22 protein-coding genes are annotated in these 26,316 nt (G+C 64.6%); 19 read left to right on the top strand and 3 right to left on the bottom strand.

Annotated features, from left to right (window positions below):
- Positions 1-27: 27 nt before the first annotated feature.
- The 6 genes from CH278_RS20970 (at position 28) to CH278_RS20945 (ending at position 8,316) form a co-directional block, all read left to right on the top strand.
- Positions 28-1,458 (top strand): nucleobase:cation symporter-2 family protein, encoded by a 1,431-nt coding sequence (locus CH278_RS20970; RefSeq protein ID WP_094622749.1) that lies wholly within the window; start codon positions 28-30, stop codon positions 1,456-1,458.
- A 77-nt stretch (positions 1,459-1,535) separates the two neighbouring features.
- The gene (locus tag CH278_RS20965) at positions 1,536-2,627 is read left to right on the top strand and encodes a BMP family lipoprotein (protein ID WP_228139285.1); all 1,092 of its coding nucleotides are present in this window, start codon (positions 1,536-1,538) and stop codon (positions 2,625-2,627) included.
- Between the two features lie 18 nt (positions 2,628-2,645).
- Positions 2,646-4,148, top strand: a complete 1,503-nt coding sequence (locus tag CH278_RS20960; protein ID WP_094622748.1) for an ABC transporter ATP-binding protein — start codon at positions 2,646-2,648, stop codon at positions 4,146-4,148.
- The gene (locus CH278_RS20955; protein WP_032365197.1) at positions 4,141-5,361 is read left to right on the top strand and encodes an ABC transporter permease; all 1,221 of its coding nucleotides are present in this window, start codon (positions 4,141-4,143) and stop codon (positions 5,359-5,361) included. The genes CH278_RS20960 and CH278_RS20955 overlap by 8 nt, the downstream gene beginning before the upstream one ends.
- On the top strand, positions 5,358-6,626 hold the full coding sequence (locus tag CH278_RS20950; protein WP_094622747.1) for an ABC transporter permease: 1,269 nt from the start codon (positions 5,358-5,360) through the stop codon (positions 6,624-6,626). Before CH278_RS20955 ends, CH278_RS20950 begins: the two co-directional genes overlap by 4 nt.
- Positions 6,627-6,726: 100 nt before the next feature.
- Positions 6,727-8,316, top strand: a complete 1,590-nt coding sequence (locus CH278_RS20945) for an AMP-binding protein (protein ID WP_094622746.1) — start codon at positions 6,727-6,729, stop codon at positions 8,314-8,316.
- Positions 8,317-8,492: 176 nt separating this feature from the next.
- Here the strand turns inward: CH278_RS20945 and CH278_RS20940 are convergent, their stop codons facing one another.
- Positions 8,493-9,458 (bottom strand): glucosyl-3-phosphoglycerate synthase, encoded by a 966-nt coding sequence (locus tag CH278_RS20940; RefSeq protein WP_057472727.1) that lies wholly within the window; start codon positions 9,456-9,458, stop codon positions 8,493-8,495.
- Positions 9,459-9,494: 36 nt separating this feature from the next.
- On the bottom strand, positions 9,495-10,517 hold the full coding sequence (locus tag CH278_RS20935; protein ID WP_027498369.1) for an alpha/beta hydrolase: 1,023 nt from the start codon (positions 10,515-10,517) through the stop codon (positions 9,495-9,497).
- Positions 10,518-10,777: 260 nt separating this feature from the next.
- Between CH278_RS20935 and CH278_RS20930 the strand changes: the two genes are divergently transcribed.
- From CH278_RS20930 to CH278_RS20880, 11 genes are all read left to right on the top strand, one after another.
- A complete protein-coding gene (locus CH278_RS20930; RefSeq protein ID WP_094622745.1) occupies positions 10,778-12,232 on the top strand; it encodes a condensation domain-containing protein in 1,455 nt (484 codons plus the stop codon).
- Positions 12,229-13,671, top strand: a complete 1,443-nt coding sequence (locus tag CH278_RS20925) for an MFS transporter (protein ID WP_094622744.1) — start codon at positions 12,229-12,231, stop codon at positions 13,669-13,671. The genes CH278_RS20930 and CH278_RS20925 overlap by 4 nt, the downstream gene beginning before the upstream one ends.
- Before the next feature lie 91 nt (positions 13,672-13,762).
- A complete protein-coding gene (locus CH278_RS20920) occupies positions 13,763-14,971 on the top strand; it encodes a lipase family protein (RefSeq protein WP_094622932.1) in 1,209 nt (402 codons plus the stop codon).
- The gene (locus CH278_RS20915; protein WP_094622743.1) at positions 14,968-16,719 is read left to right on the top strand and encodes a CocE/NonD family hydrolase; all 1,752 of its coding nucleotides are present in this window, start codon (positions 14,968-14,970) and stop codon (positions 16,717-16,719) included. Before CH278_RS20920 ends, CH278_RS20915 begins: the two co-directional genes overlap by 4 nt.
- A 34-nt stretch (positions 16,720-16,753) precedes the next feature.
- Positions 16,754-17,953, top strand: a complete 1,200-nt coding sequence (locus CH278_RS20910; RefSeq protein WP_374223898.1) for a lipase family protein — start codon at positions 16,754-16,756, stop codon at positions 17,951-17,953.
- A gap of 156 nt (positions 17,954-18,109) precedes the next feature.
- Positions 18,110-18,652, top strand: a complete 543-nt coding sequence (locus CH278_RS20905; protein ID WP_094622742.1) for a DUF3558 family protein — start codon at positions 18,110-18,112, stop codon at positions 18,650-18,652.
- Positions 18,653-18,662: 10 nt separating this feature from the next.
- On the top strand, positions 18,663-19,070 hold the full coding sequence (locus CH278_RS20900; RefSeq protein ID WP_045840641.1) for a hypothetical protein: 408 nt from the start codon (positions 18,663-18,665) through the stop codon (positions 19,068-19,070).
- A gap of 228 nt (positions 19,071-19,298) precedes the next feature.
- Positions 19,299-20,462 carry a low temperature requirement protein A gene (locus CH278_RS20895; RefSeq protein ID WP_051365418.1) on the top strand — a complete coding sequence of 388 codons (1,164 nt, stop codon included), beginning with the start codon at positions 19,299-19,301 and terminating at the stop codon, positions 20,460-20,462.
- 12 nt (positions 20,463-20,474) lie between these two features.
- On the top strand, positions 20,475-21,230 hold the full coding sequence (locus tag CH278_RS20890; protein ID WP_032365206.1) for a phosphoglyceromutase: 756 nt from the start codon (positions 20,475-20,477) through the stop codon (positions 21,228-21,230).
- A gap of 137 nt (positions 21,231-21,367) precedes the next feature.
- Entirely contained in the window at positions 21,368-22,540 is a 1,173-nt protein-coding gene (locus CH278_RS20885) for a sensor histidine kinase (protein ID WP_027498362.1), read from the top strand.
- A complete protein-coding gene (locus CH278_RS20880; protein WP_027498361.1) occupies positions 22,537-23,226 on the top strand; it encodes a response regulator transcription factor in 690 nt (229 codons plus the stop codon). Before CH278_RS20885 ends, CH278_RS20880 begins: the two co-directional genes overlap by 4 nt.
- A 69-nt stretch (positions 23,227-23,295) precedes the next feature.
- On the opposite strand, the gene CH278_RS20875 is transcribed toward CH278_RS20880, so the two are convergent.
- The gene (locus CH278_RS20875; protein WP_027498360.1) at positions 23,296-24,093 is read right to left on the bottom strand and encodes a hypothetical protein; all 798 of its coding nucleotides are present in this window, start codon (positions 24,091-24,093) and stop codon (positions 23,296-23,298) included.
- Between the two features lie 33 nt (positions 24,094-24,126).
- Between CH278_RS20875 and CH278_RS20870 the strand changes: the two genes are divergently transcribed.
- Both CH278_RS20870 and CH278_RS20865 read left to right on the top strand, forming a co-directional pair.
- Positions 24,127-25,080 carry a Ppx/GppA phosphatase family protein gene (locus CH278_RS20870; RefSeq protein ID WP_179274503.1) on the top strand — a complete coding sequence of 318 codons (954 nt, stop codon included), beginning with the start codon at positions 24,127-24,129 and terminating at the stop codon, positions 25,078-25,080.
- The gene (locus CH278_RS20865) at positions 25,077-26,306 is read left to right on the top strand and encodes a hypothetical protein (RefSeq protein WP_094622740.1); all 1,230 of its coding nucleotides are present in this window, start codon (positions 25,077-25,079) and stop codon (positions 26,304-26,306) included. Before CH278_RS20870 ends, CH278_RS20865 begins: the two co-directional genes overlap by 4 nt.
- Positions 26,307-26,316 lie beyond the last annotated feature (10 nt).

Raw genomic sequence — 26,316 nt, 5'->3', positions numbered from 1 at the left:
GTAACGTCCGGTTCCTAGCCTGAGGTCATGACCAGGCCCGAGGACACTCGCCCGCCGCTGCTGCAGATGTTCGGCTACGGCATGCAGCACATCCTGTCCATGTTCGGCGGTGTCATCGCCGTCCCGATCATCGTGGGCGGAGCAGCCGGCCTGTCCGGGGCCGATCAAGCGCTGCTCATCTCGTGCGCGCTGTTCGTCAGTGGCGTCGCGACCGTGCTGCAGACCGTCGGAGTGCCCTTCTTCGGCTCGCAACTGCCGCTGGTGCAAGGCATCTCGTTTGCATCGGTGTCGACGGTGCTGACCATCATCGGCAGCGCCGAGGACGGTAGAACCGGACTGCGCACGGTCCTCGGGGCCGTCCTGGTGGCCGCGCTGATCGGTTTGGCCATCGCCCCGTTCTTCTCGAAGATCGTCCGCTTCTTCCCACCCCTGGTGACCGGAAGCATCATCACCGTCATCGGGCTGTCGCTGATGCCGGTGGCAGCACGCTGGATCACCGGCCAGGAAATGGTGGGCGGTGCGCCGAATTCCGAGTACCTGGACCCCGGCAACATCGGACTGGCGATGTTCACCCTGCTCGCGGTGCTGGTGATGACCAAGATCAAGGTGCTCTCGCGCCTGTCCATCCTGCTCGGACTCGTCGTCGGGACGATCGCAGCACTGATCGTGGGCAAGACGGACTTCGGCGGCGTCGGGGACGCCGCGGTGGTCGCGGTGCCCACCCCGTTCGCCTTCGGCTCGCCGATCTTCGCCGTCGGCGCGATCGTGTCGATGACGATCGTGATCCTGGTGGTGATGGTGGAGACCACGGCCGACATCCTGGCCGTGGGAGAGGTCGTCGGAACCGACGTCGACTCCCGACGTGTAGGCGACGGATTGCGCGCAGACATGGTCTCCTCGGCCGTCGCCCCCATCTTCAACACGTTTCCGGCGACGGCGTTCGCACAGAACGTGGGACTGGTTGCGATGACCGGCATCAAGAGCCGCTTCGTCGTCGCCCTGGGCGGCGGCGTGCTTGCGCTGCTGGGTCTTTCGCCGGTTCTCGCGGCGGTCGTCGGCGTCGTTCCGTTGCCCGTGCTCGGCGGCGCCGGAATCGCCTTGTTCGGAACCGTCGCCGCCAGTGGAATCCGCACCCTCGGCAAGGTGAACTACGACAACAACGCCAACGTCGTCATCGTGGCGGTGACCTTGGCTTTCGGTCTCATTCCTGTTGTTGCGAGCGACTTCTGGGACGAGTTCCCGGACTGGTTCGTCACGGTGTTCCATTCCGGAATCAGTGCCGCAAGCATTGTCGCAGTGGTGCTCAACGTATTCTTCAACGTATTCAAGCCCGGTACGCCGTCGAATCCATCGGTGGTCGCCGCGGGCCCGGCAGTGATGGTGCGCGAGGACGAAGCACGGGTACTCGGCGAAGGCGGAACCTTGCCCGGCAAGGTCACGCCCGAGTCCGATACCTGAGTGAAATCCTGCGCACCCAGGTTCGCGCGAGTACCGTCCCGAAACAGACGAAACACACATCGATATTGGAGGACATCTTGTCATTCGTTACCCGCACGAGTACGCGGAAGGCAGCACTCGGCGGCGTCGCGTCGCTCGGTGCCATCGCCCTGATCGCAGGCTGTGGATCCGCACCCGAGAACGAAGGATCCGGCGGGGGCGGCTCGAGTGACTTCCTGCCCTGCATGGTCTCCGACAGTGGCGGATTCGACGACAAGTCGTTCAACCAGCTCGGTTTCGAAGGACTCACCGAGGCAGCAGGCGAGCTCGGCGTCGAGCCGCGCACCGTCGAGTCCACGTCGCCCACCGACTACGCCCCCAACATCAACAACCTCGTCGATCAGGGCTGCAACCTGATCGTCACCGTCGGATTCGACCTGGCCGACGCCACCAAGGTCGCGGCCGAGGCCAACACCGACATCGATTTCGCGATCATCGACGACTCCTCGATCGATCTGCCGAACGTCAAGCCGCTGACCTACGACGCGTCGCAGTCGGCATTCCTGGCCGGTTACGCCGCCGCCAGCTACAGCAAGACCGGAGTCGTCGGCACCTTCGGCGGCTCGCAGCTGCCGACCGTCACCATCTTCATGGACGGTTTCGCCGACGGTGTGAACTACTTCAACGAGCAGAAGGGCAAGGCAGTCCGCGTCATCGGCTGGGACGTGCCTTCCCAGAACGGCTCGTTCACCGGCGGATTCACCGCCAACGAGGTCGCCAAGAACACCGCCCAGGGCCTGATCGACCAGAACGCCGACGTCATCTTCCCGGTCGGTGGACCCATCTATCAGAGTGCGGCGCAGGCCATTCGGGACTCCTCTCGTCCGGTCGCACTGATCGGTGCGGACGCCGACGTCTTCGAGTCGGACCCGTCGGTCGGCGACCTGCTGCTCACCTCGGTGACCAAGGGCCTCAAGACCAGTGTCGACGAGGTAGTGGCCAACTCCGGTGCAGACAAGTTCGACAACAGCCCGTACGTGGGCACCCTCGAGAATGACGGCGTCGGCATCGCGCCGTTCCACGACTTCGAGTCCCAGGTCGACCCCGCACTGCAGGGCGAACTGGACACGATCAAGGCCGGCATCGTCGACGGGTCCATCACCGTCGAATCGCCGTCGGCACCCAAGTAGCCCCGGTCGTAAAGGGATATGAAGCTCGAACTTCGCGGTATAACCAAACGATTCGGCTCGTTGATCGCCAACGATCACATCGATCTGACGGTCGAATCCGGCGAGATCCACTGCCTCCTCGGTGAAAACGGCGCAGGCAAGTCCACGTTGATGAACGTGCTCAGCGGCCTGTACCGCGCCGAGGAAGGCCAGATCCTGCTCGACGACGTCGAGCAGCAGTTCGCCGGACCGGGCGAGGCCATGACTGCAGGAATCGGCATGGTGCATCAGCACTTCATGCTGATTCCGGTGTTCACCGTGGCCGAGAACATCGTGCTCGGCAACGAAACCACCTCGCTGGGTGGACGACTCGACCTCGTGGCAGCACGAAAGCTGGTACGAGAAATATCCGCGAGGTTCGGCTTCGACCTCGACCCCGATGCTCTCGTCGACGATCTCCCCGTCGGCGTGCAGCAGCGGGTCGAGATCGTCAAGGCGCTCTCTCGAGAAGCCAAGGTGCTCGTGTTCGACGAGCCCACGGCCGTGCTGACGCCGCAGGAAACCGACGATCTGATGCGGATCATGCGGGAACTTGCGGCGTCCGGCACTACCATCGTGTTCATCACCCACAAGCTCCGTGAAGTACGCGAAGTAGCAGACAAGATCACCGTTATCCGGCTCGGCAAGGTCGTCGGCGAAGCGAAGCCGACGGCAGGCAACACCGAACTCGCCGCGTTGATGGTGGGACGTGATGTGCAGCTGACCGTTTCGAAGGAACCGGCCGAGCCGGGTGCTGCAGCACTGTTCGTCGAGAACCTGTCGGTGTTCGACGCCCAGGGCAACAAGACCGTAGACGACATCAGTCTCGAGGTCACCGCGGGAGAAATCCTCGCCATTGCCGGCGTGCAGGGCAACGGCCAGACGGAGTTCGTCGAGGCGCTACTCGGCTTGCAGGAGAACGTATCCGGAAAGATCGCCCTCGACGGTCGCTCGCTCGTCGGGGCGACAGTTCAGCAGGTGCTCGACGCCGGCGTGGGGTTCGTGCCCGAGGACCGGACCGTCGACGGCCTGGTGGGGGAGTTCTCGATTGCCGAGAACCTGATGCTCGACCGCTCCATCAGTGAGCCGTTCGTGCGGCGCGGAGCGGTACAGCGGGAGTATCTCGACACGTTCGCGTCGGAGAAACTGAGCGAATTCGACGTGCGGGCACCGGGAATCGGAACCGCCGTCGGACGCCTGTCCGGTGGTAACCAGCAGAAGGTGGTACTCGCACGCGAACTGAGCCGCGATCTGCGACTGTTCGTCGCCGCGCAGCCCACTCGCGGAATCGACGTGGGATCCATCGAATTCGTACACAAGCGCATTGTCGCCACCCGGGATTCGGGGATCCCGGTCATCGTGGTGTCGAGCGAACTGGACGAGGTCGCCGCACTGGCCGACCGCATAGCCGTCATGTATCGAGGAGCAATCGTGGGAATCGTCCCCGGGGATACGTCCCGCGAAACACTCGGATTGATGATGGGCGGCGAGCGCGGTGAGTGAGACCGAGCAGCCGTCGAAAGCTCATGTCGTACTTCGGCAGATCTTCACCGGCAGTGCCATCATCTCGGTTCTCGCGGTCCTGCTTGCGCTGATCGTCGGTGCCGTCCTCATTGCCGCGACCAACTCCGGCGTCCAGGAATCGGCAGGCTACTTCTTCTCCCGTCCGTCGGACATGCTGACGGCGATCTGGGATTCGGTGTCCGGCGCGTATTCGTCGCTGTTCCAGGGGTCGGTGTACAACTTCCGTCGTCCGGGGTTCGAGAACGGCATCCGGCCGTTGACCGAGACGTTGACGTTCGCGACGCCGCTCATCGTCGCCGGACTCGGTGTGGCCCTTGCCTTTCGGGTCGGTATGTTCAACATCGGTGGTCGTGGCCAGATGCTCATCGCCGCCGCCTGCGCGGGCTGGGTCGGTTTCGGGGTGAGCCTGCCCGCCGGCATCCATCTGCTGGTGGCCGTCGTCGCAGGCGTTGTCGGCGGCGCGGTCTGGGGCGGCATCGCCGGATTCCTCAAGGCCCGCACCGGTGCCCACGAGGTGATCGTCACGATCATGCTCAATTACGTTGCGTTCTATCTCATCTCGTACCTCCTGCGTACTCCCGGTGCGCTGCAGGCTCCGGGATCGAACAATCCCAAGACGGCCCCCATCGAATCGACGGCCGTGTTCCCGAAGCTGTTCGGCGACAAGTACAACCTGCATCTCGGGTTCGTGCTGGTCATCCTCGTGACGGTCGCGGTGTGGTGGCTGCTCGAACGATCGAGCCTCGGATTCCGGTTCCGTGCCGTCGGTGAGAACCCGCACGCGTCCCGCGTCGCCGGCATGAACGTCAACCGCATCTACCTCTACGCGATGATCCTGTCCGGAGCTCTCGTCGGCCTGGCCGGTGTCGCTCAGGTGCTCGGTACGGTCACCACCGGCTTCAGTGCCGACATCGATGCCGGTATCGGATTCGACGCCATCACCGTGGCCCTGCTCGGGCGATCCAAACCGTGGGGCGTCTTCTTCGCGGGAATCCTGTTCGGCGCGTTCAAGGCCGGCGGGTTCGCCATGCAGGCGGCCGAGGGCGTACCCATCGACATCGTGCTCGTCGTGCAGTCGGTGATCGTGCTGTTCATCGCCGCACCGCCGTTGGTGCGAGCGGTGTTCCGATTGCCCAAACCCGGTGAAGAGAAACTCGCCAAAGCCGAGACCGCGAAGGTGGGTGCACTGTGACCACCTCCGTCGACTCACCCGCAGAGACGGTCCTCGGTCGTAGTTGGAAGGTGCCCACGATCCTCGGGGTCGTGACACTGCTGGCGTTGGTGCTGTTCGTGGTCCGAAAAGGCTCAGGAACCAGTACATTCGCGCTGGCCTCGGAAGACGACTTCTTCGCACTGCCCGCCGTCGGCGTACCGTCGTACGGTGCCGGCCTGGTCGTGGTCGTATTGCTGGCCGTCATCACCGGCTACGCGGCCCTGTTGGCGTCGCGTTACCGGTCGACGCCGCTGTGGCTGCTCGCCGTGTTCACAGTGCTGTTCGTATTCGGATTTCTCGCGTGGGCCGCGGACGGGGAGACGATCCCCGTACCCGGATTGCTCATCGGCGCAGTCGCTTTGAGCACACCGCTGATCTTCGGTGCGATGGGCGGAGTGATCTCCGAGCGTGTCGGCGTCATCAACATCGCCATCGAGGGGCAGCTGCTGGCAGGGGCTTTCGTCAGCGCCGTCGTCGCGTCGATCACCGGTTCGACCTACGTGGCGCTGCTCGCCGCTCTGGTCGCCGGCGCACTGACCGCGTCGCTGCTGGCGGTGTTCTCGATTCGCTACTTCGTCAATCAAGTCATCGTCGGTGTGGTGCTGAACGTGCTTGTCGTCGGACTGACGAGCTTCCTGTACTCGGTGGTGCTCACCAAGAACGCCGAGACGCTGAATTCGCCACCGCGCTTCGCGCGCATCGACATTCCGGTGCTCTCGCAGATTCCGATCCTCGGTCCGGTGCTGTTTCGACAGACACTGATCGTCTATTTGATGTACATCGCCGTGGCCCTGGTGTTCTTCGGTCTGTTCCATACCAAGTGGGGTCTGCGACTACGTGCCGTCGGTGAGCATCCGCAAGCCGCCGACACCGTCGGAATCAACGTGGCCCGAACGCGGTTCTGGAACGTCTGCCTCGCCGGTGCCATCGCCGGGCTCGGCGGTGCGTATTTCACGCTCGGGTCCGTCGGAGCCTTCGGCAAGGAGATGACCGCAGGTGCCGGCTACATCGCACTCGCCGCGGTCATCTTCGGCCGATGGGATCCGGTGCGCGCCACCCTGGCCGCATTGCTGTTCGGATTCGCGTCGAATCTGCAGAACGTACTGGGCATCATCGGGTCCCCGGTGCCGAGCGAGTTCATGCTGATGCTGCCGTACGTGGTCACCATTTTCGCCGTCGCCGGCCTGGTGGGCCACGTGCGAGGACCGGCCGCGGCGGGCAAACCGTACGCGTCCAGGAGTTGACGGTTTCGCCATCTGACTCAGCGGTAGGGTCGTAAGTCCGATGTGACCGCTTTCACTGTAAGGTTCGATCATTGTTGCCGCAGTTTTTCGAAGGAGAGCCATGAGCTTCCGCAGTCCCTTTCCCGACGTCGAGATCCCGAATCTGAGCGTCTACGACTTCCTGTTCGGGTCCATCGCCGAGTCCGATCTGGACAAGCCTGCGCTCATCGACGGCACGTCGGGTGACGTCACCACCTACAAGAGCCTGATCGGCCAGGTCGACGCGATCGCCGGGGCGCTCGCTGCCCGTGGGCTCGAGGTCGGCGACGTCGTCGGACTGCATTCGCCGAACGTCCCCGCATTCGCTTCGGTGCTGCACGGCATTCTGCGTGCCGGCGGAACCGCGACGACGATCAATGCGCTCTACACCGCCGAGGACATCGCCAAGCAGCTCACCGGCTCCGGCGCGAAGTTCCTGTTCACCGTCTCCCCGCTGTACCCGCAGGCCAAGGCCGCCGCGGACAAGGTGGGTATCGACGCCGATTACGTCATCGTGCTCGACGGTGCCGAGGGCCACCCGAGTCTGCGGGACCTGCTCACCCAGGGCGCGCCTGCTCCCGAGGTCTCGTTCGATCCGGCGACGCACGTTGCCGTGCTGCCGTACTCGTCCGGCACGACGGGTGTGCCCAAGGGCGTCATCCTCACGCACCGCAACCTCGTCGCCAACGTGGCCCAGATGGAACCGCGCGTGGGCATCGACAGCAACGACGCGATCCTGGCGCTGCTGCCGTTCTTCCACATCTACGGCCTGACGGTGCTGCTCAACATCGCCCTCAAGCTGCGCGCGCATCTGGTGACGATGCCGAAGTTCGACCTCGTCGAGTTCCTTCGCATCATCCAGGACCAGAAGCTGACCTACCTGTTCATCGCCCCGCCGGTGGCCGTCGCGCTCGCCAAGCACCCGATGATCGATCAGTACGACCTCTCGAGCGTGCACACCATCTTCTCCGGCGCGGCCCCGTTGGACGAGGAGCTCGGCAAGGCCGTCGCCAAGCGCTTGAACACGCGGGTGCGTCAGGGCTACGGCATGAGCGAGCTCAGCCCGGTCAGCCACGCGATCCCGTTCGATCGCGACGACATGCCGCTCAGCTCGGTGGGCCAGCCACTGGCCAACACCGAGAACAAGCTCGTCGACCCGGGCACGCTCGAGGAAATCGAGCTGCCCACAGAGGGATTGAGCAAGCCGGGCGAGCTGTGGGTCAAGGGACCGAACGTGATGGCGGGATACCTGAACAATCCTTCCGCCACCGCGGAGACCCTCGACTCCGACGGTTACCTGCACACCGGCGACATCGCCGTCGCCGACCACGAGGGTGTCGTCTACATCGTCGACCGCCTAAAGGAACTGATCAAGTACAAGGGCTACCAGGTGCCCCCGGCGGAGCTCGAGGCGCTGCTGCTCACGCACGAGGAAATCGCCGACGCGGCCGTCATCGGTGTTCTCGACGACGAGGGCGAGGAAATCCCCAAGGCGTTCGTCGTCCGCCAGCAGGGTGCCACGATCGACGAAGAGGGCATCATCGCGTTCGTCGCCGAGCGCGTCTCCCCGCACAAGAAGGTCCGACGCGTCGAGTTCATCGACATCGTGCCGAAGTCTGCGGCCGGCAAGATTCTTCGTAAGGATCTGCGGGCCGCGGAGGCCGGAAAGTAATACTCCGTTCCACGACAACACCCCGTCCCACACTCAGTGGGGCGGGGTGTTGTGTTGTGGCGCAGACGTTTCGATAGTGCGCACCCATTTTTCCGACCGCGCGACCCTCCTCGGGCGCAAACATGGGCGCTCAGTCGGTAGCAGGGGTGTGAGGTTGTCGTGGAACCGCGCTCGAATCAGCCGGGTAGACTCATCGCCGGGCATCGGGTGAGGCGGTTGTATTCGTCCAGGGTGGTCAGTGGGGGACGGTCGACGAGAGACAACGGTGCCACGCTCATCGAGAGCTGAGTTCCGGTGGTGGAGAACGTGGTGAACCCGGCTCCGGAATCGCTCAGGCCCAGGCGCGAGAACATCGTGGCGATGATCTGCCGACTCATGACAGCCAACTCCGACGTCGGCCGATTTCGATGCCGTCGGGTTCCCAGTCCGACCTGGCCGATCGCGCCGATACCCAACCGGTCGCACGTATCGAGCAGTACACCGATCTCGACTCCGTAGCCGGGGGCGAACGGAAGTGCTTCCAGGAGGCGTCGAGTCGCGGCGTATTCCCCGCCCAACGGTTGGAAGACGCCGGCGAGTTCGGGCCGAAGCGCCGTCAGTAGAGGACGTACCGTCAGCTGCGTGACGCGGCCGCCGCCGTCCTCGTCGGTGGTGTCACCGATCGTCAGCGGCCGACGGTAGAAGCCTTTGACCAACTCGACGTCGTCGGACATGACCAGTGGACCGACGAGGGAGGGAACGAAGTGCGAACCGGGATCGACCAGATCGGAGTCGACGAACACCACGAGGTCGCCCGAGGTGGCGGCCACTCCGCGCCACAGCGCTTCACCCTTGCCGCGAACCACGGGTGTGCCGGGTAGGGCGGCCTCCCTGGAGACGACGGTGGCACCGGCGCAGCGGGCCCGCGCCGCGGTGCGGTCGGTCGATCCCGAATCCAGCACCACCAGCTCGTCGATCAGGCTGCCCAGATGGGGAGTCATCGAGGCGATGACGCCGGCGACGGTCTCTTCCTCGTCGAGAGCGGGCAGCACGACCGAGACGGTCCGGCCACGTTTGGCCCGGATGATGTCTGCCAGTGGCCACGGTGAGCGGGCCCAGGTGGCAGCCAGAGCCGGAGTGCCCGCAACGTCGGTTCGGTTCATCGCTTTTCCTTCGTCATCGCTCGAGGAGTGCACGGCTCAGGACGGGCCGGTCGGCAGCCCCAACGACGGTGCGATCACCGACCACGAATCGTGCAGATCCTGTTGCCAGTAGGCCCAGGAATGGGTCCCGTTGGGTCGGAAGTTGTAGGTGGCCTCGATGTTCAACTCCTGCAACCGTTTCTGCATCTGTTGCGAGCACACATCGGTCGTCGCTTCGATCACTGCGCCGACGGCGAGTTGTTGGGCGAGCTTGCCGTAATCGCTGCCGATACCGGGGCCGCCCGGCACGTCGAACGCACCGGGCGCTCCCGTTCCGGACGAGATGTAGACGGCCATGCCGCGCAGCCCCTCGGCATTGACGTAGGGGTCGTTGGCAATCCAGTCGGCGCTGCCCTGTGGTCCCCACATGTTGGCGGTCGACCCACCGCCGCGGGCCTCGACGACGGACCTGACGTACATGGCACCCACCGGGTCGCTGGTGCGTGCGCATCCACTGAACGCGGCGACGGATCGATACACCGAGGGATGGGCGATGGCCAACTGCAGAACGGACGTGCCTGCCATCGAGATCCCGGCGACCGCATTGGCCCCGTTGCCGTCGAGCAGAGCATCCATCACCGGAGGAAGTTCGCGACCGAGAAAGGTGGACCACATGTTTCGGCCCAGTACCGGATCGTCGTGCAACCAGTCGGTGTAATAGCTCGCAGCGCCGCCCCGCGGAACCACCACGTTGACGTTCTTGTCTCCGAAGAAGCCGGCGATGTCGGTCTGATCGAACCAGCTGCTTCCCCCGTCACCGCCCGCCGCTCCGTTGAGTAGATAGAGCGTGGGTGAACCGGGCTGCGCCGACCGAAATACGTCGAGCTGGATATCGCGGTCCATGGCTGCCGAATGCACCCATACGATGTCTCGTCGGTCGGCAACTCCCTCGACGCCGACCACCGACGAGACGGTGTCGGCGGAAGCCGACCCCGCCGTAGTCGATAGGAGAACGACGACGGTAGCGAGCACACTCAGCGCCGACAAGGTCGCCTGACCGAGGCGAAATCGACTGGGCATCAACGGTTCCTGACATTGTGGGAGCCACGCACGACTAACCTCCGGCGAGCGCGATGTGCCTTTGGACGGTAATGCGAATCACTGGTGCCGACAACAATGTTGACGATCCTTCAGTTCTGACACAGATATCCCGCGAATCGTTGTCAATTTTCCAAAATGCTCGTCGACGGGGTTTCTCGGCCTCTGCCCGGGTGATGCACTGGCCCCTCCGACGCACCTCGCCGCGTCGAATCGCTCTGTCTCCTTCGAAAGGTTGTGTCGTGGTCGCATTCGGACTCATCGACGAGTGGAAGCCCGCTCCAGGACCGCTCACCACGTGGTCACCCACCGTCGCCTCACGAGCTGCTGCCGCGGCTGCGCCCGTTCACCCGGCACCGCCCTCGCACATCCAGCAGGCGTATCTCGAAGCCGCCTACCGCAACCGGGGATCGTCGTTCCGATTCTCCCGGCTGTGCCTGGTGACGTTCAAGATCGAAGGCGCACTGGACCGCACCGCGATGGGACGAGCATTCAACACGTTCGTCACCCGACACGATTCGTTCCGTAGCTGGTTCTCGACGACGGCCGAGGGTTCGACGCGCCACCTCGTGGACGTCGCCGACATCGCGCTCGAAGCGACCGATTTCGGAACGCCTGCGGACTCCGAGGCCATTCGGAGTCACGTGCAGGACAGCACGCCCGGCCCCGAGAGCTGGGACTGCTTCTCGTTCGGAACGATCGAACACGACGATCACTTCGTGGTGTACGCGGCGGTCGATCACCTCGACACCGACGGCATCTCGCAGGCCCTGACCTACTACGAACTGCGCCAGCTCTATCGCAACGCGGTGACGGGGGAGTCCGACGGCCTGTTCACCCCGGGCAGCTACCTCGAGTACTGCCAGCGCGAACGCCTCGAGAGCGACGCGACGACTCTCGAGAGCCCTGCGGTTCGGACCTGGATCGACTTGGTCACCGACAACGGGGGCGATCTGCCGACGTTCCCACTTCCGTTGGGACGCAACAGCGCCGACTACACGCGGACCTCGCACAGTTCGTTCCCGTTGTTCGACGGTGCCACCGCGCAGGCAGTCGACGAGGCGTGTGCAGCCGTGGGAGTCAAGTTCATCGGCGGAATCTTCGCCGCCGCAGCGCTGGCGGAGTACGAGCTCGCCGGCCGGGGCAGCTACCTCGGTCTGACGCCCAAGAGCACGCGGGCGACCCCGGGCGAATTCGCGTCGATCGGGTGGTATTCGAGCCTGATTCCGGTGCCATTCGACCTCGGTGAGCAGCCGACGTTCCGTACCCTCGCAGTGCTCGCACAGGCAGCATTCGACTCCGGAAAGTTGCTGGCGAACACCTCGTACCACCGGGTGCTCGAGCTGGCCTTGCCGGAACACGGAATCACGACCCAGCCGGGATGGACCGCGCCGATGATCTCGTACGTCGACGTTCGCAAGTTGCCGGGCGAAGCCGAATTGGATGCGGCGGGAGCGGGTCTGTACGGCAACCGCGGCAGTTCCGAGGAAGTCTTCATGTGGATCAACCGCTTCGAGGACCACACCGGCGTCGAGTTCCTGTACCCGGGCACGGACGAGGCCGATCGTTCGATCGACCTGTACTTCTCCAAGATTTCCGAAATTTACGCCGCCGTGGTCGACAAGGGCGACTACATCCCACAGCCACCCGAGGCTCACGTGTTGGCCCACGAGCTTCCGGACGTCAGCAGGGTATGACGCTCCCTCGCCGCGGGTCGTGGCTGACGCTGGGTGCCTGCCTGCTGGCCGTCACGATGCAGATGATCGACGTCACCGCCGTCACCGTGGCGTTGCCGACGATCGCGCGTGACCTCGACGCGTCGGGCACCCAGCAGGTCTGGATCCCGACGGCGTATCTGCTCGCCTTCGCCTGCGCGCTGCTTTCGATGGCGCGCGCAGGCGAGGTGTTCGGGCGCAGAACGGTATTCGTCACCGGCACTGCACTGTTCGCCGTGACGTCGGTGCTCTGCGCGTATGCGCCCACCGTCGAACTGCTCGTCCTCGCTCGCGTGCTGCAGGGGCTCGCGGGAGCGGCGATGTCGGCCCAGACGGTGGCGATCGTGACAGCGGCCTACTCCGGCACCCGGCGCACCACCGCGTTCGCGCTGTACGGTGGCACCGCGGGGCTGGCCGGACTCGCCGGGCCGTCCATCGGCGCAGCGCTGCTGCACCTCGACATCCTCGAAACCGGTTGGCGAGCACTGTTTCTGATCAACGTCCCGATCGCGGCGGCGGCGATCGTTCTCGGCCGTAGGTTCGTGGCACCGGGTACCGAGCAGGTCCCGGCCGGACACGGCGGGCGGTTCGACCCGGTCGGCGCCGTCCTGTGGTCGATCGCGGCCCTGCTGATCGTCTGTCCCGTCATGATCAGCTCGAGTGTCGCCGCAGCGTTGCCCGCGGTTGCGCTCGGTCTGACGACACTGGCCGGGTTCGCGATGTGGGAGCGTCGTCGACGTGCTGCAGGAGCACACGTCATGGTGAACATCGGCGTCTTCGGTGAGCGAGGATTCTCCGTGGGATGCGCCGTATCGGCTCTCGTGTACGGGACCTTCACCGGGTTCGTTCTGACGATGTCGGTGACACTGCAATCCGGATTGGGTGAGAGCGCGTCGACGGTGGGAGCGATCACTGTTCCCTTCGCTCTCGGGGCGGTGCTCGCTTCGGTGGCCGCGCCGATCTCGTTCCACCACTGGGATTCTCGCGTCGTTGCGGCCGGCGCGGCTGCCATGGGACTGGCTCTGCTCGTTCTCGGCGTCACCACCGAATATCTGGACCGTGCCGGCTTTCCCTGGTGGGCGGTCGTGCCGCTCGGGGTACTGGGAGCGGGTCTCGGGTCGGTGATCGCGCCGTTGCAGAGCACCATCGTCGCGGGGGTAGCCCCGCACGCTATCGGCTCGGCCTCGGGAATTCTGCCGACCGTCCAACAAGTGGGATCGGCTGTGGGAACCGCGGTGACCGGGGCCCTGTACTTCGGTCTGCTTCCTGCGGAGCCGGTTGCCGCGGACTATCTGGCGTCTCAGCGGACGGTGTTGTTCGGGCTGGCCGCGACCATGGTGGTGGCCACCGCAGTCGCGGCCGCGCTGCCCCGCGGCGTCGTCGAACGCAGCTCGTCGATGGTCTCCCAGGGTGTGCCGTGAATATTCGTAAGTGATTGTCCCGCAATAGTATCCAACAATGTCTCACCCGGACCAGGAGTTCGGGCCGATCGAAATCGAGAAGAGTTACACCATGTTTCGCACCCTCGTGACCTCGACACTCGTCGTCGGGTTGATGTCGCTGTTGTTCGTATCTGCTCCCCATGCGTCGGCCGCGCCCGGTGATCCGGCCCCGGTACCCGGCACGTTGTATGCGGCGGCTGCGGACCTGAACGGGAAGAACAACGGCGATGTCGTTGCCAGTCGGCGGTTTTCGAGCCCCCTGTATCCCGGTGCCGACATCTGGCAGCTCCAGTACCGGTCGTCCGATTCCCGAGGCGACGCCATCGCCACAGTGACAACCGTTCTGGCACCGACGAACCGCGCACCCGGCGGGCCTCTACTGTCGTATCAGCCGTTCGTCAACGCGCTCGGGTTGCAGTGCGCACCGTCGGAGTCCCTGTTCGGTGCCGACCCGACGACCGGTGTGCAGGAACGCGAATTCCTCAACCTCGCGCTGATGCGTGGATGGACCGTGACGGTACCGGACCACCTCGGGCCGAAAAGTGCGTACGGCGCAGCCAAGTTGGGCGGACAGATCACGCTCGACGGCGTCCGCGCCGCACAGCGCGTGCCGGAACTCGGTTTGGCAGCGAGCCCGGTAGGCATGGCCGGTTACTCCGGCGGCGGTATGGCGACGGCGTGGGCCGCGGCGCTCGCTCCCAGCTATGCACCCGAGCTGAACATCGTGGGTGCCGCAGCCGGAGGTGTGCCTGCGGATCTGGACAACATCGCTCGCGCCTTGGGTTTTCAGCCCCATCAGGCATTCGGTCTCGCGTTCGCGGCCGCCCTCGGACTCGAACGTGAATACCCGGATCGTTTGCCGATCACCGCGCAGCTCAATCCCACCGGTCTGGCGTTGAAGGATCAGGTGTCGAATGCGTGCACGCCGGTGATCCTTGCGACCGGAGCCTTCAAGAGCGCGCTGGCGGTCTCGACCACTACGTCGTTGGTGGACAGCCCCGAGGCGCAGCAGATCATCGACGAGAACAGTCTGGTCAAGTACGCGGGTGTGCCGACGGCACCCACACTGCTGTGGGGAAGCGACAACGATCCGCTCATTCCGATCGGTGCGTTGCGTGACACTGCTGCTCGGTACTGCGCGAGTGGTGCCACCTTGCAGTTCGACGTCGTCCATGCACCGCAGCACATCCAGGCGGCGTTCGAGGGTCTTCCCGCGGCACTGACATTCCTGGACAACAGGTTCCGGGGTGCCGCGCCGCCGACGAACTGCCTCCGATGAGACGACTGGCAGCCGTCGTCGCTGCTGTGACGACGGCTCTGGTCGCGGCTTCCGCGCCCGGATATGCAGCGGAGCTTCCGGTCCTGGCACCGCAGGCGCTCGGCGACTTCTCGGTGCAGACTCGGTACTTCGACGTCGCAGTGGGGCCCGAACACGATCAGCACTGCACCGTCGTCGGAGATGTGTACGTTCCTGTCGGGCTGGGACCGGACCACCGAGCTCCAGCCATTCTGACCAGCAACGGTTTCGGCGGATCCAAGGACGACCAGGCCGGTGCCGCGGCCAGATTCGCCACTCACGGCTACGTGGTTCTGACGTACTCGGCTCTGGGTTTCGGCGGCTCGACATGCAAGATCTACTTCGCCGATCCCGATTACGACGGCATGGCCGCATCGGCTCTGATCGGCTATCTCGCCGGTGAGAGCGGCGGGGTGTTCACCGATCCCGCACGGACGGTGGCCGCCCCGGCACTGGATGTCGTTCGCCTCGACGCACCGGGTGACCCGCGCGTCGGCTACCTCGGCGGTTCCTACGCCGGCGCAACGGGATTGGCGACGGCATCGGTCGATCCACGATTGGACACCGTCGCGTCGATGATCACCTGGAACGATCTGGCGCGGTCGTTGGCACCGGACGGGGCCGGCCGCAGATCCGTCGGGCCGGTCAAGAGCGTGTTCGGTTCGGCATTTCTGGCCGCCGGTGCCGTTCTGACCGGACCGGGCGGATACGCCGTGGATCCGGCACGGGCACAGGGGTGCCCGAACTACGCCCAGTGGGTGTGCGACGCCGCGTCCGCCTTCACGGCCAATCGCGAACCCGACCTGGGAACTCTGGCGGCGATGCGTCATGTCTCGCCCGTCGACTATCTCGATCGAGTCGATGTGCCGGTGTTGCTCACGCAGGGGCAGAAGGATTCGCTGTTCAGTCTCGACGAGGCCGCAGCCACATTCGAGGCCCTGCGGGCGCGGGGAGTGGAAACGTCCATGGTCTGGCACTCGTGGGGACACAACGATCGCAAGGGTTATCCGGGTGAGTTCGACATCAAGGCCCCCGACCCGTTCACTCAGCACGAAGCGGCACTGGTGGGCAATTGGCTCGACCGACACCTCAAGGATCGTGACGTCGACCCAGGACCGGCTTTCACCTACTTCCGGGACTGGGTGCCCTATACCGGTGTCGCGTCGCCGGCCTACGTCGAATCCGAGACATTTCCCGTCGGTGCTCGCCGCACGTTCCGTTTGTCGAATGGATCACTGGCGGAGGGGGATTCGTCGAATGAAGTGTGGACCCAGACGATTCGGGGTGCAGGTGCGCCGATACCCACCACGTTCGGACTGCCGAATCTCGCGGCCGAGTTGCCCGTGCCGCGGGTCTCGCTACCCGGCTCTGCCGCGCACTGGACGACGCCGCCACTGACCGAACCCATCGACGTCGTCGGCGCACCGGAACTGTCCATCGGTCCCACGGTGTCCGGTCCCGCGACCGTCTTCGTCACCGTGCTCGACGTAGCACCCGACGGTGCGCGAAGCCCGATTCACGGACTTCTCGCACCCGCCGTACTCACCGAATCCGGGGAACCGGTGACCATCTCGCTGCCCAGCATCGTCCATCGATTCGACCGCGGTCATCGCGTCGCCGTCGAGATCACCGCGTCGGATCCGTCCTTCGCGGGTGGGCCGGGCCCAGCGGACGTCACCGTGTCCTCGACGGATCCGATCAATCAGTTCTCTCTTCCCGTAGTCCCGTGATCTTCGATTTTGCTCACCCGAAAGGCTCGCTGTGATCCGAAAGTTCTTTACCCTGGGGTCCATCCTGGTGGCACTCTGCGCGTCCCTGTTCGCAGTGGGCACAACAGCTTCGGCGGCTCCCGCGCCGACGGCCCCGGATCCGGACGTCTTCTACGCGGCACCGGCCGACATCGCCGATCACGCGCCGGGTGACATCCTGGCCAGCCGACGGGCCGACGCCTGGATGTACCCCAACACCGACATCTGGCAACTCAAATATCGGTCCACCAACTCCGCAGGTGCACCCGTCGCCGCGGTGACGACCGTGCTGATGCCCCGAGGCAAGGGCGCGGGAACCCCACTGGTGTCCTATCAAGCCGTCATCAATGCCCTGGGCGTCAAATGTGCTCCGTCGCATGGTCTTTTCACATACGAGATCGGTGAAGCGCCGAGCCTGTACGTCGGTATGGTCGCCCGCGGTTGGGCGGTTGCGGTGCCGGATTACCTCGGCCCGACCGGAGCCTACGGAGCCGCGGAGTACGAAGGTCGCTTGACGCTCGACGGTGTGCGGGCCGTGCAGAACTTCGAGCAGTTGCCGCTGAAAGACAGTCCCGTTGCTTTGTTGGGTTACTCGGGAGGTGCACTGGCGACCTCGTGGGCCGGTGCCATGGCACCCACCTACGCGCCGGAGCTGAACATCGTGGCCAGCGTGCACGGTGGAACCCCGGCCGACCTGGGATTGATCGCACAGAACCTGGGCTACAGCGCGATTCCGCACCCCGCCTTCGGAATGGCACTCGCGGCATCACTCGGACTCGAACGGGAATACCCGACGGAATTCCCCGTCTCGGAGAACCTGAATGCGGCGGGCCTGGCCCTGCGAGATCGCGTGAGCAACGAATGCAGGCGCCCCATCATCATCGGCGGAGCGTTCAAGAGCGCGAGAGATCTGTCGAACGTCGACATCGCGTCCCTGCCCTCTGCGCAGGCGGTACTGAAGAAGAACAGTCTCGTCGACTACGACGGCGTCCCCACGGCCCCGGTGTATATCTGGCATGGAATCAACGACTTCATCACCCCGTTCGCGCCGGTGAAGGAGACGGTCGACCGCTACTGCGCAGCCGGGGCAACCGTGCAGTTCCGGGCGTATCCACTCGCCGAGCACTTCAGTGGATCGATCGTCGGACTGCCCGAGGCCTACGCCTACGTGGACGCACGATTCCGAGGAGAGCCGGCACCGTCGAACTGCGGCTGATGTCCGCTGGGTAATGACCTCACACCGCATTTGTCGACTTCGCGCCCTTGCTCCTGAGAGTGGGGGCGCGCAGTCGGTAGTAAGGGTGTGAGGTTGCCGGGGAACCGAGTCGGGGCTCGCCGCGTCCAACCAGTTGTGAGAGCAACAGGGCGCTGGGTGACGGGTGTGGTCGGACTGATGATGCTGGTCGCCGGATGTGGTGAGTCGACGCCGAGTGCACCGAATGCTGCGTTGCCGACGTCGACCAGCGTTGCGCCGATCGCCACCGAGCCCTGGGATCCATGCACCATCCCGGACAATGCCGTCGAGGCCGCGGGATTGGATGTGGACAGTAAAAGCTCGAACCTGTTCGGAGACGCCCCGCTGTCGAACGACTGGAAGACGTGTATCTGGACAGACCCTGACCCTGGATCGTGGTACTTCCTGGGCGCGTTCTCGGGCTTCCACTCGCTGGACGATCTGGAGGCGAACGACCGCTTCAATCAATTCTCGAAGGTCGACGGTCTCGGCGGATACCAGTTCTTGCGCGCTGACCGTCCGGTCGGACGAAGTTGTGGCATGGCATTCGAGGTGGAGAAGGGTCTGGTGTATTTCGTCCTCGACACTCGCGCGGCGAGCGAGCCAGCAAGAGATCCGTGTGTGGAAATCGAGAATATTGCGCGCACCACGCGCGCATCGCTCCCACCTATATCGAACTGAACTGGAGGGTATGACTGTGGGACAAGACCCCGGGGATCTGTTCGACTCGATGCAGAACTGGAGGCGCTTGTCGGATCAGGCCGCAGCCGGAATTTTGGATATACCGGAAGGTGTTGCGGCGCAGTGCGACGCTGCATGCGTCACGTACATCGCCCACCTGGAGGGCATGGTGCAGCAGACGGAGTTTCTCGTCGATCTCGACGCATTCGGCACGCTTCCTTCAGCTCGACAGCTGGGTCGCAAGTTCAAGCGACTGGCCGATGGTGAGGAACGGTCGGCGGCTGTTGCGATCAGGCAACACATCGAGGTCATCGAATTGATGCGCTCGGTGTTTCGGCGCTATTTCGTCGACACCGAAGAGGTTGATCAGAGCGTGGGAGCTCGGGTCGGCGAGATCGGGGCGGCGCTGGGGGAGTAGTCCCGCAACCTCACACCCTTTCTCCGGACCTCGCACCCCCGCTATGCGCGGAACCCCGGCGCGCGGTCGTCACAAAGGGTGGGAGGTTCCGTAAATCGCCAACGCCATACCGTCGACCCTGCCCGAAATGTCCGTAAAGGCAACTACGGCAACGCAATCACGACAACATTCGCGAATCGGATGCCTTACTCTGCCTTCGTGAATCTTTCCACGGCCCGGCTGGTACAGATGCGTCCGCGCGATCCGAACGAACCGCATCGCGCGGCGAGTCCACTCGAATTGTTCTTCGACCTCGTCTTCGTCGTGGCCGTCAGTATCGCGGCGGTGCAACTCCATCACGCGCTCACCGAGAACCACGTCGCCGACGGTCTGCTCAGCTACGCCCTCGTGTTCTTCGCGATCTGGTGGGCGTGGATGAACTTCACGTGGTTCGCCACCTCCTTCGATACCGACGACTGGCTGTATCGAACGCTGACCGTCGTGCAGATGGCCGGTGTGCTGGTGCTCGCCGCCGGAGTCGAATCGGCGTTCGTGGACAAGGATTTTGCGGTCGTAGTGCTCGGCTACGTCGTGATGCGCGTGGCGATGGTGACGCAATGGGTTCGAGCGTCTCGGACCGGTGACTACAAGAAGACCGCACTGACATACGCGACAGGCATTGCAGGAGTTCAAGTTCTCTGGATTCTCTGGCTGGTGCTGTTCGACGGCACAGCCGCCGTCGTCTTGTTCTTCGTGTTGGCAGCCGCGGAAATGGCGGTTCCACTGATCGCCGAACGCAGCGGGTCGACGCCATGGCACCCGCATCACATCACCGAACGCTACGGGCTGTTCACGCTGATACTGCTCGGCGAGAGTCTGCTCGCATCGGCCAACGCCATCATCGAAGCGCTGCACGACGAGACGGCGCTGGCACCCTTGATCTCGATTTCCGTCCTCACCCTCGTCGTCACCGCGAGTCTGTGGTGGATCTACTTCTGGCCGCCGCACCACCGGGCCATCGGAAAGTTCGGCAACTCGCTGATCTACGGCTACACGCACTACTTCATCTTCGCCGCGGCGGGCGCGTTCTCGGCCGGCATCGAGGTCGAGATCGACGTGCTCACCGAACACAGCAAGCTCGGCGACGTCGCCGCGTCGTTCACCGTCACGGTGCCGATTGCGATATTCGTCCTCGGCGTCTGGCTGATCGCCATCCGCGCCCACGCGGATCGCGTCGTCAACATCGCAGTTCCGGTCGGTGCCGTGCTCGTCTTGTTCGACCCGATCATTCCCATCCCGATCACCCTCACCGCGGTCGTCATGATCGTCGTCGTCGGCGTGCTCGTCGCACGCGGGCCACGACCCCCAGCGTTAGGTCGTTCCGCAGGCTCCACTCCCCAGCGTCCAGCATGAGAAACTGACCACATGAGTATCGGAACCCTGATTCTGCTTCGTCACGGCGAGAGCGAATGGAACGCGTCCAACCAGTTCACCGGCTGGGTCGACGTGCGACTGACCGAGAAGGGCGAGGCCGAGGGCAAGCGCGCCGGCCAGCTCCTCGCCGAGGCGGGCGTACTGCCCGACCTGCTGTACACCTCGCTGCTGCGCCGCGCGATCAGCACCGCGAACCTCGCGCTCGACGCGGCCGAGCGGCATTGGATCCCCGTCGTGCGCGATTGGCGTCTGAACGAGCGGCACTACGGCGCACTGCAGGGCTTGAACAAGGCCGAGACCAAGGACAAGTACGGCAACGAGCAGTTCATGCTGTGGCGTCGTAGCTACGACACGCCGCCGCCCGCCATCGAGGTCGGCAGCGAGTTCAGCCAGGATGCCGATCCCCGTTACGCCGACCTGGACAGCGTTCCGCTGACCGAATGCCTCGCCGACGTCGTCGAACGGCTCATCCCGTACTTCGAGGAGACGATCGTCGCCGATCTGAAGGCCGGCAAGAACGTGCTCGTCGCCGCACACGGCAACTCGCTGCGTGCACTCGTGAAGTACCTCGACGAGATCTCCGACGCGGACATCGCCGAATTGAACATCCCCACCGGCATCCCACTGCAGTACGACCTCACCGAGGTCGACGGCAAGCTGAAGCCGACCAATCCGGGTGGCACCTACCTGGATCCGGAAGCAGCGGCTGCGGGTGCGGCTGCCGTGGCAAACCAGGGCGGTAAGTAACTCCGCCACGCACAAACCGGCAGTTTGTCGAAACTGCAGGTGAACGAACGAAGAACACTGCCGACGAGGGCTATGACGACCAGGGAAATGCCTGCACCCTGCGTATGTGAGCCGTCCATCGAACGTACGATTCCGGTGTGAGTGTTGCATCGGCCGTACTACTGGCAATCGCCGCGGCCTTCGTGGGATACCTCGTCGGCGGTGTTCTGATCCCGTACCTCAACACTCGACACTCGGAGCGTCGCCGCGCCACCTCCGGATTGACGATGTCGCAGGTCCTGGACCTCATCGTGCTGGCGTCGGAGAGCGGTATCGCCGTCGTCGATCAATTTCACGACGTCGTGTTGTCGAATCCTCGGGCCGAGGAGCTCGGCCTGGTGCGTAACCGTTCCATCGACGAGCGGGCGTGGGCCGCGGCGACGAAAGTGCTGTCCGACGGCAATCCCGTCGAAGTCGATCTCAGTGCAAAGGCCCCCCGGCCCGGCCGCGACAAGATCGCCGTCCGGTGCGTCGCGAGACTTCTCAGCAAAGAGGACCGACGGTTCGTCGTTCTCTTCGCCGACGACGATTCCGAGCAGGTACGGATGGAGGCCACGCGTCGCGACTTCGTGGCCAACGTCAGTCACGAACTCAAGACACCGGTCGGTGCGATGAGCCTGCTGGCCGAGGCGCTGCTCGAATCCGCGGACGACCCGGACTCCGTCCGGCACTTCGGCGGCAAGGTCGTCGCCGAATCCAAACGCCTGGGCAACATGGTGACCGAGCTGATCGCACTGTCGCGTCTGCAAGGGGCCGAGAAACTGCCCGACCTGGAAGTGGTCGACGTCGACACCGTCGTCAACGAGGCGATGGACCGGTCCAAACTCGCTGCCGAGAACGCGGGCATCTCCGTCACCACCGACCATCCGAGCGGGCTCGAAGTGCTCGGTGACCAGGCGCTCCTGGTGACGGCCCTGGCCAACCTCATCCAGAACGCGATCGCGTACTCCTCCGACGGTTCACCCGTCTCGGTCAGTAGGGCACTGCGCGGATCGAACGTCGCGTTCGCCGTCACCGACCGAGGAATCGGTATCGCCAAGGCGGACCAGGAACGCGTCTTCGAGAGATTCTTCCGCGTCGACAAAGCTCGGTCGCGGGCCACCGGCGGCACGGGCCTGGGCCTTGCCATCGCCAAACACGTCGCAGCCAACCACAACGGCAGCATCTCGCTGTGGAGCAAGCTGGGCACCGGATCCACCTTCACCCTCCAGATCCCCGCGTACTTCGAAGAAGAAGACGACGCCGCGGTTACAGAAAGAGAGAATCAGTGACCAACGTTCTGATCGTGGAAGACGAAGAGTCGTTGGCCGATCCACTGGCCTTCCTGCTCCGCAAAGAGGGGTTCGAGGCCACCGTCGTCGGCGACGGACCGTCGGCTCTGGCCGAATTCGATCGTGCCGGCGCGGACATCGTGCTGCTCGACCTGATGCTTCCCGGAATGAGCGGCACCGACGTGTGCAAGCAATTGCGTTCGCGCTCAGGCGTTCCCGTGATCATGGTGACCGCGCGTGACAGTGAGATCGACAAGGTCGTCGGGCTCGAACTCGGTGCCGACGACTACGTCACCAAGCCGTATTCGGCCCGCGAACTGATCGCTCGTATCCGCGCCGTACTGCGCCGCGGCAGTGACGCCGAGGTCGACGGCGGCACCGACACCGGAGTGCTCGAAGCCGGGCCGGTGCGGATGGACGTCGAACGGCATGTGGTGATGGTCGGATCCGATCAGATCACGTTGCCGCTCAAGGAGTTCGACCTGCTCGAATACCTGCTGCGCAACTCCGGCCGGGTCTTGACCAGGGGCCAGTTGATCGACCGAGTGTGGGGTGCGGACTACGTGGGCGACACGAAGACTCTCGACGTGCACGTCAAACGACTGCGGTCGAAAATCGAGACCGACCCGGCCAAGCCGGAGCATCTCGTCACCGTGCGCGGTCTGGGCTACAAGCTCGAGGGGTAGAGCCTGCGGCATGTGAGTGGAAACGCGTAGTGGGCTACGAGTTTCCACTCACGTGCGGCGCCAGCCGCACTATCGGCGCTGGGCCTCACGAGTAGCCGGATGTACGGCAATCAGACCGAGGCCACGACGACGCTTGCACAGGGACGCCAACTCCTCGTACGCGGCCTTGCCGAGCAGCTCGGTCAATTCCGGCTTGTACGACTCGAACACCTGCTTGGCTCCGACGTGCGCGTCGGGTGAGCCGGAGCAGTACCAGTGCAGATCGAGTCCGCCTTCGCCCCAACCGCGTCGGTCGTACTCGCCGATGGTGGTCTTGAGAATCTCGGAGCCGTCGGGACGCGTCACCCAATCCTGGGTGCGCCTGATGGGCAACTGCCAACACACGTCGGGCTTGACCTCGAGCGGCTCGATGCCTTTGCGCAGCGCCATCGAATGCAATGCGCACCCGATGCCACCCTCGAACCCGGGTCGGTTCTGGAAGATGCACGCACCCTTGTACCGCCGCGTGCGCAGAGATTGCTCGTCGTCGAGATCGTCGTATTCGACGTATCCCTTCTTGCCCAGACCCTTGTCCATCAGCTGCCAGTCCTGCGGCGTGAGCAACTTCACCGACTCGTCGAGCTTGCGTTTGTCGTCCTCATCGGACAGGAACGCGCCGTGCGAGCAGCATCCGTCGTCGGGGCGACCCTCGACGGTGCCCTGGCAGGCGGGGGTACCGAACACGCAGGTCCAGTTGGACAACAGCCACGTCAGATCGGCGGCAATGACATGTTCGGCATTGTCGGGGTCGGGAAACTCGACCCATTCTCGCGGGAAATCCAACTCGACCTCTGCAGCGAACGACTGCTGCTCACGACCTGCTGTCACAAACGACGACGGTAGACCCAGTACCGTGGGGTTGTGCGATTAGGGGTGCTCGACGTCGGTAGCAACACGGTGCATCTGCTCGTAGTGGACGCACACCGTGGCGCACACCCGACGCCGATGAGCTCGAGCAAGGCGACGTTGCGCCTGTCGGAGAACACCGACGCGTTCGGCAACATCACTCCAGCAGGTGCCGATCGGCTCGTCGACGAGGTGCGTGAGTTCGCCGCCATCGCCGCTCGGTCGGGTTGTAGTGAACTGATGGCGTTCGCCACCTCCGCGGTGCGCGACGCCTACAACTCCGACGACGTTCTCGCGCGGGTTCTCGCCGAGACCGGAGTGGCCCTGGAAACCCTGTCCGGCGTGGACGAGGCCAGATTGACGTTCCCGGCCGTGCGCCGCTGGTACGGCTGGAGCGCCGGGCGCATCCTCGGACTCGACATCGGCGGCGGATCGCTGGAACTGACCAGCGGCAGCGACGAGAATCCCGACGTGGCGTTCTCCCTGCAGCTCGGTGCCGGCCGCCTCACTCGGGACTGGCTCGACGAGGATCCTCCGGGAAAGCGTCGTATCGCCGTGCTTCGTGACTGGTTGGATGCCGAACTCGCGACACCGGCCAAGGAACTGTTGGCTGCGGGCGATGCAGACCGCGCGGTGGGAACGTCGAAGACATTTCGTTCGTTGGCTCGCTTGACCGGTGCTGCGCCTTCCGCAGCCGGTCCGCGAGTGACGAGAACGCTGACGGCAAGCGGTCTGAGGCAACTCATCGCGTTCATATCGCGGATGACGGCCGCCGACCGTGCAGAATTGGAAGGCATCAGTGCCGACAGGTCACCACAACTGGTGGCCGGGGCGCTGGTAGCGGAGGCGAGCATGCGGGCACTGTCGGTGGAATCACTCGAGATCTGTCCGTGGGCGCTGAGAGAAGGTTTGATTTTGAGGAAGCTGGACACCGAAGCCGACGGCGATCTGGTGGGGAGTTCGAGATGAGCGACGCCAACCCGGAAGACACCGGGCAGATCTCGGTCGCCGAGCTGTTGGCCAGAAACGGCCAGAAGACCAACCTGACGGCAGGAGGGCGACGCCGGCGAGGCGTCAAGGGCGGCATCTCCGTGGCCGAACTGACCGGGGAGATTCCCGTCGTTCGTGACGAACCCGGCGACCGCAGCGCACCCGTCGTCGACGAGCCGCGGGACGAAGCTCCCGATACCGCTGCGAACGAGCCCACGAGCAGTGCATCCGACGGCAACACGACCGCGGCGTCCACGCCGCAACCGGCCCGGCCCCAGAGCACCCGCCCGACCCCGTACCAACCGGCAGGCAAGCGCGACAAGCAGCAGCCCGAACCGGAACTGCTGTCGGGCTCCACGACCGTCGCCGGAGACCTGCTCAATCGATCGCACGACGACACCGCGCGCGGGTTGCGGCCAGCCGCTCCTGCCGCGCAAGGATCGGAGCGTCGTCCGTACGGGTCGACCCAGGCCGAGCAGGGACGGGCCCGTCGATCGGCGGGATTCCAGCCGCCGCGTTCGACCGAATCCGCCGAACCCAAGACCGACGTCACCTCGCGTGCGCCGCTGGTGGAAAGCCCACATGCCGCTCTCGTCGAAGTGGACGACCTGGCGAAGACCGCGGTCACCCCGCGCATCACGCGCGGCAACGAGGTCGACGACAAGAAGACCGCTGAGAAGAAGACCGCTGACAAGAAGATCGCGGACGAGAAGGCCACTGATGAATCGGCCGACGAGGCCGGCACTCAGGTCATACCCGAGGTAGTCGACCTCACGAAGCCGACCACCGACGAAGACCCTGCCGACTCGACGACCGCCGACCCGAAGACCGCCGACACCGCGAGTACCGGCTCGCGTGCCGATCGTCGTAAACCGGCGAGTAAGGACAAGGCGAGCAAGGACACGGGAAGCAAGGACAAGTCCCCGGTCAAGGGCAAGGGCGGCGCGGTTCGGCAGTGGCTGGTGCTCATCGGGCAGGCCGTCGTGTCGATCGTCGTCGGTGCGCTGCTGTTCAAGGGCTTCGAGCAGCTGTGGGACGTGTTGCCATGGGTGGCACTGGTGCTGTCGGTGCTGGTCATCGTCGGTCTCGTCGCCGTGGTGAGGATTCTCCGGCGTACCGACGATCTGGTCTCGATCGTCATTGCCATAGCCGTCGGTGTGTTCGTCACGCTCGGTCCGTTGGCCTTCCAGCTCAGTACCGGCTGAGTTTCGACAA

Source organism: Rhodococcus sp. 05-2254-5 (assembly GCF_002258575.1).
GTDB classification, from domain to species: Bacteria; Actinomycetota; Actinomycetes; order Mycobacteriales; family Mycobacteriaceae; genus Rhodococcoides; species Rhodococcoides fascians.
The sequence above is the reverse complement of the archived record's forward strand: the minus strand, read 5'-3'. Positions and strand labels throughout refer to the sequence as shown.

Coding starts and splice junctions, on each gene's coding strand:
- CH278_RS20970 (WP_094622749.1), top strand. CDS start 28: ATGACCAGGCCCGAGGACACTCGCCCGCCGCTGCTGCAGATGTTCGGC.
- CH278_RS20960 (WP_094622748.1), top strand. CDS start 2,646: ATGAAGCTCGAACTTCGCGGTATAACCAAACGATTCGGCTCGTTGATC.
- CH278_RS20945 (WP_094622746.1), top strand. CDS start 6,727: ATGAGCTTCCGCAGTCCCTTTCCCGACGTCGAGATCCCGAATCTGAGC.
- CH278_RS20940 (WP_057472727.1), bottom strand. CDS start 9,458: ATGAACCGAACCGACGTTGCGGGCACTCCGGCTCTGGCTGCCACCTGG.
- CH278_RS20935 (WP_027498369.1), bottom strand. CDS start 10,517: ATGCCCAGTCGATTTCGCCTCGGTCAGGCGACCTTGTCGGCGCTGAGT.
- CH278_RS20925 (WP_094622744.1), top strand. CDS start 12,229: ATGACGCTCCCTCGCCGCGGGTCGTGGCTGACGCTGGGTGCCTGCCTG.
- CH278_RS20920 (WP_094622932.1), top strand. CDS start 13,763: ATGTTTCGCACCCTCGTGACCTCGACACTCGTCGTCGGGTTGATGTCG.
- CH278_RS20915 (WP_094622743.1), top strand. CDS start 14,968: ATGAGACGACTGGCAGCCGTCGTCGCTGCTGTGACGACGGCTCTGGTC.
- CH278_RS20900 (WP_045840641.1), top strand. CDS start 18,663: ATGACTGTGGGACAAGACCCCGGGGATCTGTTCGACTCGATGCAGAAC.
- CH278_RS20895 (WP_051365418.1), top strand. CDS start 19,299: ATGCGTCCGCGCGATCCGAACGAACCGCATCGCGCGGCGAGTCCACTC.
- CH278_RS20890 (WP_032365206.1), top strand. CDS start 20,475: ATGAGTATCGGAACCCTGATTCTGCTTCGTCACGGCGAGAGCGAATGG.
- CH278_RS20865 (WP_094622740.1), top strand. CDS start 25,077: ATGAGCGACGCCAACCCGGAAGACACCGGGCAGATCTCGGTCGCCGAG.